Here is a 17,135-nt window from a genome sequence, read left to right as displayed (position 1 = left end):
CAGAGTATCGTGCAGTTCTGGATTGAGGGCTCATCGGGCGCCGATACCCTCGGCATGCATGATCTGCGCAATGATCGGCACCGGGGTCATCAGGTGCGAGCGCATCATGGCGCTGGCGCGTTCGGCGTCACGGGCGAGGATCACCTCGACCAGCGCCGCATGCTCCTGGCGCTTGAGCTCAAGGGCCTGTTCGGAGAACACCGTCTGCGTCAGCCACAGGTGGCGGTAGCGCTCGGCCTGGTCGAACAGGTAGGTGCGCGCCTGAAGCAGGTGCTTGGAACCGCAGCCCGAGGCAATGGCGGTATGAAACGCCTTGTGCCGCTCGTCCCACACATCCAGGCGCTGCTCGCGGGTTTTCACTTCCACCACCTTGGCCAGGGTATGCGAGTGGGCCAGCACTGACGCCTCCCAGGCGTCGTCGCCGCGCTCGATGGCCAGGGCGATGATCATCGCCTCCAGGTTGGCGCGGGCATCGTAGATGTCGTTCATCTCGTCCAGCGACATGGGCGCCACCCGGTAGCCTTTCTGGCTGATCGCGTTGACCAGGTGCTCGGCCACCAGTTGCGACAGTGCTTCGCGCAGCGGACCCACGCCCAGGTCGTAGCGTTCCTTCAGGGCGCTCATCAACAGTTTTTCACCGGGTTTGAACACGCCCCGGATGATGTCCTTCTTGAGCCTCTCATACCCGCTGAAAGCTGAGTTTTGTCGGGGGGCGAGCGCGTCCAAGATCCTGTTCCTCAAAACGTTTTGCCGATCATACCGAAACCGCCTGCTGACGAAAAACAATGGATAAAAAACTAAATTGTCGCTCAAATACAAAAATGTAGACATTTTCAGTTAGTGGCGATATTTTTACCTCGCCCGCACTGATCCAGGTCATGACCGGACGGCGCTCTCCACTTTTTCTGCCAGGACACTGCCATGAACGCTTTTACGCAGATCGAAGAACTTGTGATGCCACTGCCCCTCGAGCCGCGTGGTTACACCATTGCCCCTTCGAAACAGTCGCCGCGCCTGCTTGAACTGACCTTCGCCCCTGAAACCGTCGAAGCGTTCGTCCAGGCTGTTGCCGAGTGGCCGGTGCAGGCGTTGGAGTACAAATCGTTCCTGCGTTTCCGGCTGGGTGAAATTCTTGACCAGCTGTGCCAGGGCACCCTGCGCCCTGTGCTGCTCAACACCATCCTCGATCGAGCCACCGGCGGCATGCTGATTACCCCGCTGGGCCTGGATGACGTGAGCCAGGCCGAAGACATGGTCAAGTTCACTACCGCCTGCGCACACCTGATCGGCCGTTCCAACTACGACGCCATGAGCGGGCAATTCTATGCGCGCTTCGTGGTGGTCAACTCCGACAACTCAGACAGCTACCTGCGCCAGCCGCATCGGGTGATGGAACTGCACAACGACGGCACTTTCGTGAACCAGATCACCGATTACGTGCTGATGCTGAAGATCGACGAAAAGAACATGGAAGGCGGCAACTCGCTGCTGCTACACCTGGATGACTGGGAGCAGTGCGAGGAGTTCTTCCGCCACCCGATGGCCCGCCGCGAAATGCGCTGGACCGCACCGCCGAGCAAGAAGGTCGCCGAAGATGTGTTCCACTCCGTTTTCGACACCGATGGCGAAGGCCGCCCGACCATGCGCTACATTGACCAGTTCGTGCAGCCGGAAAACTACGAGGAAGGCATCTGGCTGAACGCCCTGTCCGATTCGCTGGAAGGCAGCGGGAAGAAGGTGTCGGTACCGGTGGGTGTGGGCAGCTTCCTGCTGATCAACAACCTGTTCTGGCTGCATGGTCGCGACCGCTTCACCCCGCACGAGGGCCTGCGCCGTGAACTGATGCGCCAGCGTGGTTACGTCGCCTTCCCCAAACCGCTATACCAGCGCGGGCAATAATGACAGGGCGCAGGGCGGGCGCCCGCCCATGCGTCGTTGCACAACATGATGCCACCAGGGCCCGAGCGGGCCTTGGTGAGCGAGCCAGGCAATGCCTGCGTGTGAGGTAAGGCTGTGTACGATTTCATCATTATTGGCGGTGGCATTGTGGGCATGTCCACGGCCATGCACCTGATCAAGGTCTACCCGGACGCGAAGATTCTTCTGCTGGAGAAGGAGTCCGGCCCGGCCCGCCACCAGACCGGTCACAACAGCGGCGTGATCCACGCTGGCGTGTACTACACCCCCGGCAGCCTCAAGGCGCGCTTCTGCCTGGAAGGCAACAAGGCCACAAAGGCCTTCTGCACCCAGCACGGTATCCCCTTCGATGAGTGCGGCAAGCTGCTGGTGGCCACCAACGAGCTGGAAATGCAGCGCATGAAGGCGCTGTGGGAGCGTACCGCGGCCAACGGCCTGGAGCGCCACTGGCTGTCGGCCGACGAACTGCGCGAGCGCGAGCCCAATATCGTGGGGATGGGTGGCATCTTCGTGCCGTCCAGCGGCATCGTCAACTACGCCAAAGTGACTGCTGCGATGGGCGCTGAATTCCAGCGTGCCGGCGGCGAAACCCGCTATGGGGCAGAGGTGGTCGGCCTGCAGGAGCAGGCCAGCGAAGTGATCGTGCGCACACGGCGCGACGAGTTCCGTAGCCGTTTCCTGGTGACCTGTTCGGGCCTGATGGCCGACCGCGTGGTCAGCATGCTGGGCCTGCGCACCGAGTTTGTCATCTGCCCGTTCCGGGGCGAGTACTACTTGCTGCCCAAGCAGCACAACCAGATCGTCAACCATCTGATCTACCCGATCCCCGACCCGTCGATGCCGTTTTTGGGCGTGCACCTGACCCGCATGATCGACGGCACCGTCACGGTTGGCCCCAACGCCGTACTGGCGATGAAGCGCGAGGGCTATCGCAAGACCGACGTCAGCCCCGGCGACCTGTTCCAGACCCTGACCACCCCTGGCATTCTCAAGGTGCTGGCGAAGAACTTCCGCCCTGGCCTGATCGAGATGAAAAACTCGCTGTTCAAGGGCGGCTATCTCAAGCAGGTGCAGAAGTACTGCCCGAGCATCACCAAGGCCGACCTCACGCCTTACCCGGCTGGTGTGCGCGCCCAGGCGGTATCGCGCGACGGCAAGCTGATCGACGACTTCCTGTTCGTCAACACCGCGCGCAGCGTCAACGTGTGCAACGCACCGTCGCCGGCGGCCACCTCGGCCATCCCGATCGGCGCCTACATCGTCGACAAGGTGTGTGAGCAAGTCACCCTGGCGGGTGGCAGCGTCCCCAAGGCGGACCTGGCGGCCAGCCGGCGGGCGGCCAGCTGACAACGCGGTAACAGGTTCTGCGGTTTCCTTTTACTCAACCCGAACTGCCCTGCTAACCATTCAGGGCAGGGCGGGCTTTTTCGCGCCTGCGTCGGCGACCGTGCAGCCGGCGGCACCAGCGTGGGCATGACAAAAACAACAAGGTAGTGCCATGCAAACCCACAAGAACAATTTGAGTCATGGATTGAAATCACGGCATGTCACCATGCTGTCCATTGCCGGTGTGATCGGCGCCGGCCTGTTCGTCGGCTCTGGTCGTGCCATTGCTGAAGCAGGGCCGGCCACCATCCTGGCCTACATCCTGGCCGGCGGCCTGGTGGTGCTGGTGATGCGCATGCTGGCCGAAATGGCGGTTGCTTCGCCGGATACCGGTTCGTTTTCCACCTATGCCGACCTCGCCATCGGCAAGTGGGCGGGTTATACCATCGGTTGGCTGTACTGGTGGTTCTGGGTACTGATCATTCCCATCGAAGCCAATATTGCCGCCACCATCATCAATTCCTGGGTCCCGCAGATGGAGATCTGGGTATTGTCGTTGGTGATTACCCTGTTGCTGACCGCCACCAACCTGTTCAGCGTGAAGAACTACGGTGAGTTCGAATTCTGGCTGGCACTGGTAAAAGTGGTGGCGATCGTCGCGTTCATTGCACTGGGTGTGTGCGCCATATTTGGCTTGCTGCCCGGTACTGGCGTCAGTGGTGTTTCGCGCCTGTGGGATACCGGCGGATTCATGCCTAATGGTTTCGGTGCGGTGCTGAGCGCCATGCTGATCACCATGTTCTCGTTCCTCGGCGCCGAGGTGGTGACCATTGCCGCAGCCGAATCCTCTGATGCGGGCAAGCATATTTCCAAGGCCACCAATTCGGTGATCTGGCGGATCACCTTGTTCTATATCCTGTCGATATTCATCGTCATCGCGCTGGTGCCCTGGACTGACCCGCGCCTGGCGACCGAAGGTTCCTATGTCACGGTGCTGGATACCCTGGGCGTGGCGAATGCCAAGGCCATCATCGATTTTGTGGTGTTGACTTCGGTGACCAGCTGCCTTAACTCGTCGCTGTATACCGCTTCGCGCATGGTCTACTCGCTGAGCCGCCGCGGTGATGCACCGGCTTGCGCCCAGGTGACCAGCCGCAGTGGCACGCCGGTGGTAGCGGTACTGCTATCCACTGGCGCGGCATTTTTGGCCGTGATCGCCAATTACCTGGTGCCGGCCAAGGTGTTCGGCTTCCTCATGGCCAGCTCGGGGGCCATTGCCTTGCTGGTCTACCTGGTTATCGCGATTTCCCAGCTGCGCCTGCGCCAGCGCCTGACCGCACAGGGCAAGAGCCTGGGGTACCGCATGTGGCTGTTCCCGTGGCTCACCTGGGGCGTGATCGTATTCATCTGCAGCGTGCTGGTCGTGATGCTGCTGCGTCCAGATCATCGCCTGGAAGTGGTGTCGACCATGGTGCTGGCTGTTTTGGTGGTGTGTTCCGGCTTGCTGGTCACGCGCCGGCGGGCGCGCGGGGTGCCGATCAACAGCTTAGGGCAGGGCGCCTGATCAGCCTGGGCTGAAGACAGACGAGCAAGTCGTCCCCGGCTGTGAGAGGATGTCGACCATCACAGCCAGGACCCCGAACACAGCCTGATGAAGACACCCAAAAGAATCGAACCCCTGATCGAAGACGGCCTGGTCGACGAAGTACTGCGGCCGCTGATGAGTGGCAAGGAGGCCGCCGTGTACGTGGTGCGCTGCGGCAACCAGGTGCGCTGCGCCAAGGTCTATAAAGAAGCCAACAAGCGCAGTTTCCGCCAGGCCGCCGAATACCAGGAAGGCCGCAAGGTGCGCAATAGCCGACAGGCCCGGGCCATGGCCAAGGGCAGCAAGTTCGGCCGTAAAGAAGCCGAAGATGCCTGGCAGAACGCCGAAGTTGCGGCATTATTCCGCCTGGCCAGTGCGGGTGTGAGGGTACCGAAGCCCTACGACTTCCAGGACGGCGTGCTGTTGATGGAGTTGGTGACCGATGCCGATGGCGACGCCGCCCCACGCCTGAACGACGTGCACCTGGAAGCCGAGGATGCCCGCACGTTCCATGCCTTTGTCATTCGCCAGATCGTCCTGATGCTTTGTGCGGGGCTGGTGCATGGCGACCTGTCCGAGTTCAACGTGCTGCTCGGCCCGGACGGCCCTGTGATCATCGACTTGCCGCAGGCCGTGGATGCAGCCGCCAACAACCACGCCTTCAGCATGCTGCAGCGCGACGTGGACAACATGGCCCATTATTTCGGGCGCTTTGCCCCGGAGCTGAAAAGCACCCGGTATGCGGAGGAGATGTGGGCGCTGTTCGAGGCCGGTGACTTGCTGCCCGACAGCCCGTTGACTGGGGTGTTCGCAGATGACGAACATGAAGCTGACGTGTCCGGGGTGATGCGCGAGATCGACGCGGCCCGTCTGGATGACGCACGCCGCCGTGCGGCGCGTGACGAGGCTGAGCATGGAGCGGTCAAGGCTGAGGAACCCACGCCACCCTGGTTGCAATAAGCCGTTGCAGACGCCTCACATCGTTGTGGGGCCTTTCCTGAAGCTGTGCTGTCTCTGTGGGAGCGGGTTCACCCGCGAAGGGGCCGGCACAGGCAAAACCTGGCCATTGCCATTGACGCAAGACACAATCTCGTCATTTAGCCTTTTCACTGGCGCGCGACAGGCATAAGGTATACGCCGTTCAAAATGCCCTGGAGCTGTCATGTCCAACCAATTCCCGTCCGTTCGTCCACGCCGCCTGCGCCAGAACGAATCCCTGCGCACGATCTTCCAGGAAACCGAATTCCGCCTGGAAGACCTGATCCTGCCGATCTTCGTCGAAGAGGGCATCGATGACTTCGTGCCGATCTCCAGCATGCCTGGGGTCAACCGCATCCCCGAGAAGCTGCTGGCCCAGGAAATCGAGCGTTATGCCCGTGCCGGTATCAAGTCGGTAATGACCTTTGGCGTGTCGCACAACCTGGACGCCACCGGCAGCGACACCTGGAACGAAAACGGCCTGGTTGCGCGCATGTCGCGCATTTGCAAGGACACCGTGCCGGAAATGGTGGTGATGTCCGACACCTGCTTCTGCGAATACACCAGCCACGGCCACTGCGGCGTGCTGCATGACCATGGCGTGGACAACGACGCCACCCTGGCCAACCTGGGCAGGCAGGCGGTCATTGCCGCCGCTGCCGGTGCGGACTTCATCGCCCCGTCGGCGGCAATGGACGGCCAGGTACAGGCCATCCGTAGTGCGCTGGATGGGGCCGGTTTCCACGACACCGCGATCATGGCCTACTCCACCAAGTTCGCCTCGTCGCTGTATGGTCCGTTCCGTGAAGCCGGCGGTACCACGCTGAAGGGCGACCGCAAGAGCTACCAGATGAACCCGATGAACCGCCGCGAAGCCGTGCGCGAATCGCTGCTGGACGAGCAGGAGGGGGCGGATGTGCTGATGGTCAAGCCAGCGGGCGCCTACCTTGACGTGATCGCCGACATCCGCGCTGCCTCGCGCCTGCCGTTGGCGGCGTACCAGGTGAGTGGCGAGTACGCGATGATCAAGTTCGGCGGCCTCGCGGGCGCCATCGATGAAGGCCGGGTGGTGCGTGAAAGCATCGGCGCAATCAAGCGTGCCGGCGCCGACCTCATCCTGACCTACTTCGCCATGGACCTGGCGCGCGAAGGTATCTGAAGCCAGGCCTTGGGTACGAAAAGCCGCTGCAGTTGCAGCGGCTTTTCTTTGTGCGCTGTTGGTGAAGCGGCGCAAACGCACAAAAAATCAGTAAGCGCTGAATTATTTAGTGTCCCGTTGTATCTGATCCCTTAGAGCATTCATCGACAGGGATACGGGTATGAAACCTCGCAAGAAAAAAGTCCAGCCAATCGGCCTGAAGGACATCACCATTGTCGACGACGCCAAGATGAAAAAGGCGATCACCGCCGCCGCTCTGGGCAATGCCATGGAGTGGTTCGACTTTGGCGTCTACGGCTTCGTGGCTTATGCCCTGGGGAAGGTGTTTTTCCCCAACGCCGACCCCAGCGTGCAGATGATTGCGGCGCTGGCCACGTTCTCGGTGCCGTTCCTGATCCGGCCATTGGGCGGTTTGTTCTTCGGCGCCTTGGGCGACAAGTTCGGGCGGCAGAAAATCCTCGCGGCGACCATCGTCATCATGTCGCTCAGCACCTTCGCCATCGGCCTGATTCCGTCCTATGCCAGCATCGGCATCTGGGCACCGATCCTGTTGTTGCTGGCCAAGATGGCCCAGGGCTTTTCGGTGGGCGGCGAGTACACCGGCGCGTCGATCTTTGTGGCCGAATACGCCCCCGACCGCAAACGCGGTTTTCTCGGTAGCTGGCTGGACTTCGGCTCGATTGCCGGCTTTGTCCTGGGCGCGGGCGTGGTGGTGCTGATTTCAACCATTCTGGGCGAAGAAAAGTTCCTTGAATGGGGTTGGCGCCTGCCGTTCTTCCTGGCCCTGCCGTTGGGCATCATCGGCCTTTACCTGCGCCATGCGCTGGAAGAAACACCTGCGTTCCAGCAGCATGTCGACAAGCTGGAGCAGGGCGACCGCGAAGGCCTGGCCTCCGGGCCCAAGGTGTCGTTCAAGGAAGTGGCCACACAGCACTGGCGCAGCCTGGTGACCTGCATCGGCGTGGTGATTGCCACCAACGTCACCTACTACATGCTGCTCACCTACATGCCCAGCTACCTGTCGCACAACCTGCATTACAGCGAAGACCATGGCGTGCTGATCATCATTGCGATCATGGTCGGCATGCTGTTCGTGCAGCCGGTGATCGGCCTGCTCAGCGACAAGTTCGGCCGCCGGCCGTTCATCATCCTCGGGAGTGTCGGCCTGTTCGCCCTGGCCATTCCAGCGTTCATGCTGATCAACAGCGGCGTGCTGGGGGTGATTTTTGCCGGGCTGCTGATCATTGCCGTGCTGCTGAACTTCTTCATCGGTGTGATGGCCTCGACGCTGCCGGCGATGTTCCCTACGCACATCCGCTACAGCGCCTTGGCAGCCGCTTTCAACATTTCGGTGTTGATCGCCGGGCTTACCCCGACCCTCACTGCCTGGCTGGTGGAGAGCACGGGCGACCTGTACATGCCGGCCTACTACCTGATGGTGATCGCCGCTATTGGCCTGCTGACCGGGCTGACCATGAAGGAAACTGCCAACAAGCCGCTGCGCGGCGCGGCACCGGCGGCGTCGGACATCGAAGAAGCGCGTGAGCTGTTGCAGGAGCACCACGACAACATCGAGCAGAAGATCGAGGACATCGATGCGCAGATTGCCGAGCTGGAAGCCAAGCGCGAGACGCTGGCACAGCAGCACCCGCGCATTGATTGATCAGCGCGGCATGTAGCCACGCTGCCAGCCGCGCGGGATGAACCGCGACACCAGGGCCAGCACACAGGCCAGCGCGCAGCTGCCAGCCAGTGCCTGCAGGCCCAGGCGCTGTTGCAGCCAGGCGCCCAACGCGGCGCCTAGCAGCATGCCGGCCCAGGGCACTAGCTGCACCCGCCAGCCGTTGCGCCGCTCGCCCATCAGCCAACGCCCCAGGCCACGGCCGAAGCGGGACAGGGCGCCGGTGACGTAAGTCAGGCCGATGGGCAGGCCGTTCACCTGTTCAACCACGGCATTGATCATGCCCATGGCCAGTGTGGCGGCCAACAATGCCGGGAAGGTGGCCGCCAACGGCCACGCCGCTGCGAACGCCAGCAGTACCGCAACCATCAGCAACACGGGCCAGGCCCGGCGGCGCAAACCACGCGCCAGCATCACGCCCAGCGCATTGCCAGCGACAAAACCCAGTATCGCGCCACTCAGGCGCAGCACCAAGGCAAGGTCTGCCTCACTGATGGCCACTGCCAGGCGTGTTGTATTGCCACTCATGAACGACACGAAGTCCCCCAGCGCCAGCAGGCCGATGGCATCGGTCATGCCGGCCAGCACCGACAAACCAGCGACCAGGCCAAGGCCGACACGGCCACGCAACACTTGCACGCGAAGCCGCCTGGCCGTGCGCGCGGGGAGGGCGTTAGGCAGCATGGGCAGGCCTCAGCGCAGCAGTTTTTCGCGGGCCAGGGTGCCTTTGATGGTGCGCTCCACCACATCGACCAGCACCATGGTCTGGTGATCGACCTCGATATTGAGCTGATCGCCGGCCTTGTAGCTGGCAAAAGTGGTCTGGCGCAGGGTTTCCGGGATCAGGTTGATGGTGATGACGTTGTCGTCGACATCGGCGACGGTCAGGCTGCAACCATTGACCCCGATGAAACCGCGTGGGAACACGTACTTGCCCCATTCCGGGGGCATGCGGAACTTGATGAAGGCGCCGGTTTCCTTGATCGACAGTTCGACGATTTCGGCGGTGGTGGCGATATGGCCGGCCATCAGGTGGCCACCGACTTCGGCGTTCATTTTCGCCGAACGTTCAATGTTGACCCCCTGGCCCGCCTTGAAGAAGCGTAGGTTGGTGCGTTCGAGCGTGGCGGTCATGGCGTCGAACCTGACTTGGGTGCCGGCGATTTCAGTGACCGACAGGCAGGTGCCTTCGACACTGACGCTGGCACCGATCTTCAGCTCCTCGAGCAGCTCCGGTGTGAGGTCGATGGTGAACTGGTTGTGGCCCGGGTAGGTGGTCACATCAAGCAGAGGGCGAACGGCCTGGACGATGCCGGTGTACATGGAATTGCTCCTGGGCACGGAAAAGAAATCCCCCGAACGCTATGCCCGTAGCGTTGTAAATGCAAGACCGACCTGCCCCTCTGCTGCTGCACCGCCTTAGCCCGGCGCCATTTACACATGTCCACTGCTGTTGACGATTCGCAGGCACAGTGCCTCGTACGGGTCCAGGTTCACCAGCAGTCGCCCATCCTCGGTCAGGTCCCCTTCGACCGTTTCGTTGATCATGTCCACTACCGGCCCCGGCGTGAACCCGGTCAACTGCAATTGCTCGGCAATTACTTCCTGGCCAAAATTCAGTGCACTGATCTGGATACCGCGCCCGGCTGGCAGTTCATGCACCATCACCAGCAACCCTGGGCTGCTGACTTCAGGTACCAGCACCTGGCGGCTGGTGGCGATGCCATAGGCCTGTCGCACTGCCAGCAGTTTTTTCACCTTGCAGGCAAACGAATCACCACGGTCCAGCTGGCTGTCGAGGCTGCCATACAATGCCCGGGCCCGCGGCATTCCGCGCACTGATTCCTCGGCCTGTGGGGCGAGCCCGGCCAAATCGTAACCGCCTCGGTGAATCCAGCGGGTATCGCCATCCAGCATTCGTTGCGCGACCGCCTCGGCGGGCAAGGGCAGGGCGCCGACCAAGTCCCAGCCGGACAGCGCGACCACCCCGGGCTGCATGGCGTTGTACATGACCAGCAGCAGGTGCACTTTCTGGATCAGCTCGATTTCGGCTGCACCGATTTGCTCAAGGTCGCGGATGCCCAGTGCTGCGGCGATCAGGCTGGCCGTGGTGCAGGCGATGCCATTGGTCACGAAGCGCAGGTTGTAGGGGGCGTGCTCGCCCGAGAGGCGTTCGTAGATCTCTTCGCGGACATGCTCACGCAGGATGCTGCCGGGCAAGGTCTGGCCCTTGTACAGGTACATGTCGTGGGCGTGCAGGGTCCAGAAATGCACCAGTTCCACGGTCAGCTCGTCGTGGTTCTGAAGGGCATGGATCAGCGAGGCCGGGTCGATGCCGAAGGCGTGCATTTCCTTGAGCATCAGGCGCAGGAACTCAGTGTCACCGGTCAGCAGCGCATGCTGATAGGCCGGGCGGGTGATGAAGTCGTAGGACAGGTCGGCCCCGCCCTTGGACATCTGCGCGATGTCGTCCAGGGTCAGGTTCAGTTCCTGGAAGCTGAAGCCGCCCGCCTTGCGGATCATGCCGCCGATCAACTGGTTGCCGACGATCGACAGGGGGTGGCTTTCCGACCAGGCGGTGCCGCTGGCCCGCGTTTCCACGCCCAGAAAACCGTTGGCGTCCAGGCGCAGGCCGCGCGCGCCCAGGCAGTCCAGGGCGTGCAGGGCATCACCAATGATCATCTGCTGGGCCGCGAAGGTCGGGTCCAGCCAGTTCAGCGAGGGTTGGCCGTCCTTGAAGTAGTGCAGGTAGACCCAACGACGGGTTTTGCCATCGACACCGGTGATGGGCGGCGTGACGCTCCAGTCGGTTTCTTTCACTCCGGGCTCGAAGAAGATCACCCGTTGCAACTGGCCGACGATGTAATGGCGGGCCTTGAGCTCGTCGCACTGGGCCGGCAGCAGGTTGACCGAATCGCGGCCGTTGGGCACCTCTGGCAGTAGTGGCCAGTCTTCTTCGCGGATTTCGACCATGTGGTACAGCCCCGGGTAAGGCCCGTGGGCCATCTCGGCCAGGCGGAAGTCGGCACCTTTGCCGGTGTGCGAGGGGATCAGGTCGTCGATGGTCACGGCATTGTGCGCGGCGGCCATGCGGCTCATCTGCACCAGTTCCTGCTCGCTGCCGTACAGCGGGTCGATATCGAAGCTGATGCGGTCGAAGTTACCGTCCACGCTGGGGGTGAGTTCGCGGCCACGGATGCCGCCGGACAACTTGATCGGGCCAGTGTGCAGGCCTTGAACGCCGATCTCCGACAGGCGCTTCCACAGCGCTTCGTGGGCCAGCGCGCCGAGCACGGAGCAGTCTTGCGGGGCGATGATGGCGTCGGGGTAGACGGTCAACCAGACCGAGGCGATTTCAGTGGCGCGGCGGGGCTGGGCTTCGGCGTAGGGCTGTTGCCACAGGCGTGACTGCCCTGAATACAGGCTGGCCCGCTCTTGGGAAGCCTTGAGCATGGCGCGGTCTTCGAGCCATTTGACGTATGACGGGTCGGGCTGGGTCATTTCGCGTCCTCTTTGCGTGTCGGCACCGGCTCAGGTTATGACGGCAGTGTGGCCTGATCGTTCGGCTGAAACCTGTGATGGCCTCTTCGCGGGTAAACCCGCGAAGAGGCTGGCCCTGCCAGTACACCCTCAGCGCCGGGCGGACAACTGCTGGGGCGCCAGGAACGCATCATGGAAGTAATTACGCACGGCCTGCATCGCCGGGCTGAATGCCCGCTCACGGTGCCAGGCCAGCCCTACACTCATGGGTGTGACCGGGTCGCTGATGGTCACCGTCTCGATGCGCTTGCCCTCCAGCGACCAAGGTCTATGCACCAGATCTGACAAGATCGCCACACCACTGCCATTGGCAACCATGCTGCGCACGGCTTCCACCGAACTGGTCCGCACCCGTACGCTCGGGCGCTGCCCGCCCAGTTCCCAATAACGCATGGCGCTTTGCTCGGCCTCGTCTACGGTCAGCAGGATGAACGGTTCGCAGGCGACATCGGCCAGGCTTACAGCCGAACGCTCGCACAGCGGGTGGTGGCCGGGCAGCCATAGCCGGCGCTCGGAGTTGAACAGGGTTTCGGAGACGATGTCGGGGTGGGTGAGGTTGGCCGTGAGCACAACCGCCATGTCGAAACGCCCCTCCAGCAAACCTTGCTCGATGGCGCTGCGCTCCTGTTCGTACAGCTCCAGGGTCACATCCGGGTGCCAGTGTTCCAGGCGCTGCAGGTGGTGTGGCAGGAAGTAGCCGATCACTGTGTAGCTTGCCGCCAGGCGCAGCAGGCCGCTGGCGCGCACGTTCGGCAGCGGGCTGTTCAGTGCGTCGTCAACACTGCGCAGAATCACGTAGGCGCGGTTCAGGAAGTGCCGGCCAGCCTCGGTCAAGCTCATGCCTTGGGCCGAGCGCTGGAACAGCAGCACGCCAAGCATGGCTTCCAGTTCCTTGATTGCCGTGGTCACCGCCGACTGGGAGATGTTCAGGTGGATGGCTGCCTGGGAAATCTGGCCGATCTCGGCGGTGGCAACGAAGTAGCGGACCTGGCGCAGGGTCAGTGACACGGTTGGCTCCTGAGGTATCTGATTTTCCGAAGACACCCTATCTGTTTATAGATCTTCCCAAGGGGGTAGGGAGAATCTAACGTGGCTTGCATGCAGTCACAAGCACCAGGAGAGACAGTCATGCAGGTGGTGGATTTCAACTCGGACATGGGTGAGGGATTTGGTCCGTGGACCATTGGCGACGGCGTCGACAATGAGCTGATGGGCTACATAAGCACGGCCAACATCGCCACGGGTTTTCATGCCGGCGACCCCGGCACCATGCGCCGCACCGTCGAGCGGGCCAAGGCCCTGGGCGTGGCGGTGGGTGCGCACCCGGGCTTTCGTGACCTTGTCGGCTTCGGTCGCCGGCACATCAACGCGCCAGCCCAGGAACTGGTCGACGACATGCTCTACCAGCTGGGTGCACTGCGCGAAATTGCCCGTGCCCAAGGGGTGCGCCTGCAGCACATCAAGCCGCACGGTGCGCTGTACATGCACCTGGCGCGTGACGAAGAAGCTGCCCGCCTGTTGGTGGAAAACCTGCGGGTGATCGAGCCGGAGCTGCTGCTGTACTGCATGCCGGGTTCGGTGATCTGCCGTATTGCCCAGGAACTTGGCCAGCCAGTGGTTCGCGAGTTCTACGCCGACCGTGAGTACGACCTGAGCGGCTCGATCGTGTTCACCCGCAATGTGCGCGGCCATGAGCCCAACGCGGTTGCCGAGCGCGTATTGCGGGCATGCCAGCAGGGCCTGGTGCGCACGGTCGAGGGGCAGGACCTGGCCATCGAATTCGACTCAATCTGCCTGCACAGTGATACCCCCGGCGCGCTCGACCTGGTCGAGGCCACGCGCAGGGCGCTGGACGCGGCGGGTATTGTGGTGCGCGCGCCACGCTGAGCCCGTGAGGCATCCGTCTGGCACAAGCCGGAGCCCGTGTATTTTTTTCGCCTGCCTTTCTATAAAGATTCCAAGAAAAGGAACAGTCATGGCCGAACCGCTTGCTACAACCCCGATCCGCTACAGCTTCGGCGCAGACGAGCACCTGTTTGCCGAAGTCAGCGACAGCATGTCGCTGGAAGCGTTTTTCAAGGGCATGGCCGTCACCCGCGCCGTTGAACGGCTGGCTCTGGATGGCGTGCTGGACGTGTGCCTGGCAAATGCCTCGTTCCAGATCCGCTTCGACCCCGACCGCATTGCGCCGCAGGCGCTGCTTGAAGCGGTGCAAGGTGCCGAGGCCGAGGCTGTGGCCGAGCGCTCGTTGCAGACGCGGATCATCGAGATCCCGGTGCTGTACAACGACCCCTGGACCCATGAAACCCTGATGCGTTTCCGAGACCGCCACCAGGACCCGGCCAGCACCGACCTGGAATACGCGGCGCGCATCAATGGGCTGGCCGATGTCGACGCCTTCATTGCCGCCCACAGTGGTGCGCCCTGGTTCGTGTCGATGGTCGGTTTCGTGGCCGGCCTGCCGTTCATGTTCCAGATGGTCGAGCGCGAGCGGCAGTTGCAGGTGCCTAAATACCTTCGCCCGCGTACCGACACGCCCAAACTCACCCTGGGCCATGGCGGTTGCTTCGGTTGCATCTACTCGGTGCGCGGTGCGGGGGGCTACCAGATGTTCGGCGTCACCCCGGCACCGATCTACGACCCTCGGCAAACACTGAACTACCTGAAGGCGCACATGGTGTTTTTCCGCCCGGGTGACATCGTGCAGTTCAAGCCCATTGATCGCCGGGCCTACGACCAGGCAGTGGCAGATGTGGAAGAGGGCCGTTTCGACTTGCGTATTCGCCCGGTCGAATTCTCCCTGGATGCCTTCCTTGCCGACCCGGTCGGTTACCCCAAGTCGCTGCAGGAGGTATTGGCATGATCAAGGTACTCAAACCCGGCCTGGCCACCTCGGTGCAGGACCTGGGCCGTGAAGGCTACTACCACCTGGGCATTCCGCCGTCCGGTGCACTCGACCAGTACGCCCTGCGCGCGGCCAACCACCTGGTGGGCAACCCGGCCGGCGCAGCAGCCCTTGAGTGTGCGCTGGTGGGGCCGGAGCTGGAGTTCCAGCAGGATGCGCTGGTAGCGGTCTGCGGTGCACAGATGCCCGCTTTGCTGGATGGCCGCGAGCAGCGCCCCGACACGGCATTTACCGTGCGCGCAGGGCAGGTTTTGCGCTTCGGCTTCCCCACGGCGGGCGCCCGTGCCTACCTGGCCGTTGCCGGTGGCATTGATGTACCTGAGGTGCTCGGCAGCCGTTCTACCTACGCGCTGGGGGCGTTGGGCGGGTTCCAGGGGCGCAAGCTGATGGCAGGCGACGTGCTGCCGGTCGGTGTGCCCAGCGGCAAGACGCGCGCCGGTGCGAGCCTGCCCATGGCCCTGCGCCAGGCCCTGGGCGGCGAGGTGGTGGTGCGGGTGGTGCCCGGGCTGTACTTCCATCGCCTGACCGAGGCCGCAGCGCAAAGCTTCTTCACCCAGGCCTGGACAGTCGGCTCCGAAGCGGACCGTATCGGCTATCGCTACAAAGGCGGCAGCGCCTTGAGCTTCCAGCCGCGGGAGCAACCGTTCGGTGCCGGCTCGGACCCGTCGAACATCGTCGATAGCTGCTATCCGATCGGTTCGATCCAGGTGCCAGCGGGGCTGGAACCGATCGTCCTGCACCGTGATGCGGTGTCGGGTGGCGGCTACGCCATGATCGGCACGGTGATCAGCGCCGACCTCGACCTGATCGGCCAGATGCAGCCCAACCAGCAGGCAAGGTTCCTGGCGGTGAGCCTGGAGCAGGCGCTGGAGGCGCGGCGATCATACAAGAAGAAACTGGCCTGCCTGGCCAAGCTCTTTGGCTGAGCGCGAGGCGCTTGTGGAAGGGTTGTGCGATCCCTGCAGGAGCGGAAAACCCGCTCCTTCAGGGCGCTATTCTCTAGCAGGATGTTGCCAGGGAAACGTTTGGAAACTTGATTCAGAGAAGGATCCTACAAGCATTTGGGAAGCCCCAGACTCCTTGGAGAATTGATTCCCCGATAGTGTTCATGTCTTCAGTTTTCTCGAAGACAAGGACCACTTCATGCCCGGCCCATCCGATCTGCCTCCGGTAAAACCCGACGGCGCTGTCGATGCCCATGACGCTTCAGAACGCAGCGTCTACGCGATGCTCGAAGTGCCGGAGGGCAGCGATTCACCCTATCCGGCTGACCAGGGGCAGCGAGCAGGACCGGATTTTGAAGGTTACCCCGCCGACCTGGAGTTCCAGCTGCGTGGCGGCTTCGCAAACCTGATGCTCGACGCGGCAAGCCCGCTGTTCGGGCTGGTCATTCGCCTGCGCACCCTGGATGACCTGCCCAACCTCTCCTACGTGCACAAGACCGTGCAAAACCAGGTCAGCAACATTCGCGAAGAAATCCAGCAGCACGGGTACCCCATCGTGCACCAGGAAGTCTATTCCTACGCCCTGTGCCTGTACCTGGACGAGGCCGTGATGAGCCGCCCGTGGGGCAGCAATTCGTGCTGGAGCCACCAGCCGCTGCTCAGCATCTTCCACGACGAAACCCAGGGCGGCGAAAAGATCTTCGTGCTGCTCGAGCGGGTCATGCAGGCGCCCAGGGAATTCCAGGATGTACTGGAGTTCCTGTACTACTGCTTCTGCCTGGGCCTCAGGGGCAAGCACGCCCTGGACCCCAAGTGCGAAGACATCATCAAAGCCTTGATCTCGCGCATGCACACGGTCATCCGCGAACTGCGTGGCCCCACGCCGGAAGAGGTGTGCGACCCCTACAGCAACGTCGTTCATTGCCCCCACCGCCCGCGACGCTGGGAGTGGCCCTGGTGGAGCCCGCTGGTGATCTCCGCCGTCGCCATGGTCTGCGCTTACAGCTACTACAGCTACTACAGCTACCGCCTCGACCTGCTCACCGCCGAAGTCCTGGAATCGCTCAACGCGATTCTGCAGCAGTAGCAGGGGCCGCCAT

15 protein-coding genes are annotated in these 17,135 nt (G+C 62.6%); 10 read left to right on the top strand and 5 right to left on the bottom strand.

Annotation, left to right across the window (positions count from 1 at the left end; translation table 11 throughout):
• Window positions 1-30: 30 nt before the first annotated feature.
• The gene (gene csiR / locus PP4_RS14675; protein WP_041167752.1) at window positions 31-726 is read right to left on the bottom strand and encodes a DNA-binding transcriptional regulator CsiR; all 696 of its coding nucleotides are present in this window, start codon (window positions 724-726) and stop codon (window positions 31-33) included.
• 195 nt (window positions 727-921) lie between these two features.
• On the opposite strand from csiR, the gene glaH reads away from it, so the two are divergent.
• The 6 genes from glaH to proP all read left to right on the top strand — a co-directional run bounded on the left by glaH (window position 922) and on the right by proP (window position 8,628).
• Window positions 922-1,899 (top strand): glutarate dioxygenase GlaH, encoded by a 978-nt coding sequence (gene glaH / locus PP4_RS14670; protein WP_016499976.1) that lies wholly within the window; start codon window positions 922-924, stop codon window positions 1,897-1,899.
• Window positions 1,900-2,013: 114 nt separating this feature from the next.
• The gene (lhgO, locus tag PP4_RS14665) at window positions 2,014-3,264 is read left to right on the top strand and encodes an L-2-hydroxyglutarate oxidase (RefSeq protein WP_016499975.1); all 1,251 of its coding nucleotides are present in this window, start codon (window positions 2,014-2,016) and stop codon (window positions 3,262-3,264) included.
• A 151-nt stretch (window positions 3,265-3,415) separates the two neighbouring features.
• Window positions 3,416-4,807: a GABA permease gene (gene gabP / locus PP4_RS14660; protein WP_016499974.1), complete on the top strand. Its 1,392-nt coding sequence runs from the start codon at window positions 3,416-3,418 to the stop codon at window positions 4,805-4,807.
• Window positions 4,808-4,894: 87 nt separating this feature from the next.
• Window positions 4,895-5,788 (top strand): PA4780 family RIO1-like protein kinase, encoded by an 894-nt coding sequence (locus PP4_RS14655; protein WP_016499973.1) that lies wholly within the window; start codon window positions 4,895-4,897, stop codon window positions 5,786-5,788.
• A 202-nt stretch (window positions 5,789-5,990) separates the two neighbouring features.
• Window positions 5,991-6,965, top strand: a complete 975-nt coding sequence (gene hemB / locus PP4_RS14650) for a porphobilinogen synthase (protein WP_016499972.1) — start codon at window positions 5,991-5,993, stop codon at window positions 6,963-6,965.
• 160 nt (window positions 6,966-7,125) lie between these two features.
• On the top strand, window positions 7,126-8,628 hold the full coding sequence (proP, locus tag PP4_RS14645) for a glycine betaine/L-proline transporter ProP (protein WP_016499971.1): 1,503 nt from the start codon (window positions 7,126-7,128) through the stop codon (window positions 8,626-8,628).
• Here proP and PP4_RS14640 read toward each other — a convergent pair whose 3' ends face one another.
• The 4 genes from PP4_RS14640 to PP4_RS14625 all read right to left on the bottom strand — a co-directional run bounded on the left by PP4_RS14640 (window position 8,629) and on the right by PP4_RS14625 (window position 13,194).
• Window positions 8,629-9,330, bottom strand: a complete 702-nt coding sequence (locus PP4_RS14640; protein WP_016499970.1) for a YoaK family protein — start codon at window positions 9,328-9,330, stop codon at window positions 8,629-8,631.
• Between the two features lie 9 nt (window positions 9,331-9,339).
• On the bottom strand, window positions 9,340-9,969 hold the full coding sequence (locus PP4_RS14635) for a riboflavin synthase (RefSeq protein WP_016499969.1): 630 nt from the start codon (window positions 9,967-9,969) through the stop codon (window positions 9,340-9,342).
• 111 nt (window positions 9,970-10,080) lie between these two features.
• Complete coding sequence (gene treS / locus PP4_RS14630) at window positions 10,081-12,147, bottom strand: maltose alpha-D-glucosyltransferase (protein WP_016499968.1); 2,067 nt, start codon at window positions 12,145-12,147, stop codon at window positions 10,081-10,083.
• A 129-nt stretch (window positions 12,148-12,276) separates the two neighbouring features.
• On the bottom strand, window positions 12,277-13,194 hold the full coding sequence (locus tag PP4_RS14625) for a LysR family transcriptional regulator (protein ID WP_016499967.1): 918 nt from the start codon (window positions 13,192-13,194) through the stop codon (window positions 12,277-12,279).
• 120 nt (window positions 13,195-13,314) lie between these two features.
• Between PP4_RS14625 and PP4_RS14620 the strand changes: the two genes are divergently transcribed.
• The 4 genes from PP4_RS14620 to icmH all read left to right on the top strand — a co-directional run bounded on the left by PP4_RS14620 (window position 13,315) and on the right by icmH (window position 17,122).
• Window positions 13,315-14,073 (top strand): 5-oxoprolinase subunit PxpA, encoded by a 759-nt coding sequence (locus PP4_RS14620; protein ID WP_016499966.1) that lies wholly within the window; start codon window positions 13,315-13,317, stop codon window positions 14,071-14,073.
• Window positions 14,074-14,161: 88 nt separating this feature from the next.
• Window positions 14,162-15,049: a 5-oxoprolinase subunit B family protein gene (locus PP4_RS14615; protein WP_016499965.1), complete on the top strand. Its 888-nt coding sequence runs from the start codon at window positions 14,162-14,164 to the stop codon at window positions 15,047-15,049.
• Window positions 15,046-16,017: a 5-oxoprolinase subunit C family protein gene (locus PP4_RS14610; protein WP_016499964.1), complete on the top strand. Its 972-nt coding sequence runs from the start codon at window positions 15,046-15,048 to the stop codon at window positions 16,015-16,017. Before PP4_RS14615 ends, PP4_RS14610 begins: the two co-directional genes overlap by 4 nt.
• A 217-nt stretch (window positions 16,018-16,234) precedes the next feature.
• Window positions 16,235-17,122 (top strand): type IVB secretion system protein IcmH/DotU, encoded by an 888-nt coding sequence (gene icmH, locus PP4_RS14605; RefSeq protein WP_016499963.1) that lies wholly within the window; start codon window positions 16,235-16,237, stop codon window positions 17,120-17,122.
• The last annotated feature ends 13 nt before the right edge of the window (window positions 17,123-17,135 follow it).

It is taken from the genome of Pseudomonas putida NBRC 14164 (genome assembly GCF_000412675.1).
GTDB classification, from domain to species: domain Bacteria; phylum Pseudomonadota; class Gammaproteobacteria; order Pseudomonadales; family Pseudomonadaceae; genus Aquipseudomonas; species Aquipseudomonas putida.
The sequence above is the reverse complement of the archived record's forward strand: the minus strand, read 5'-3'. Positions and strand labels throughout refer to the sequence as shown.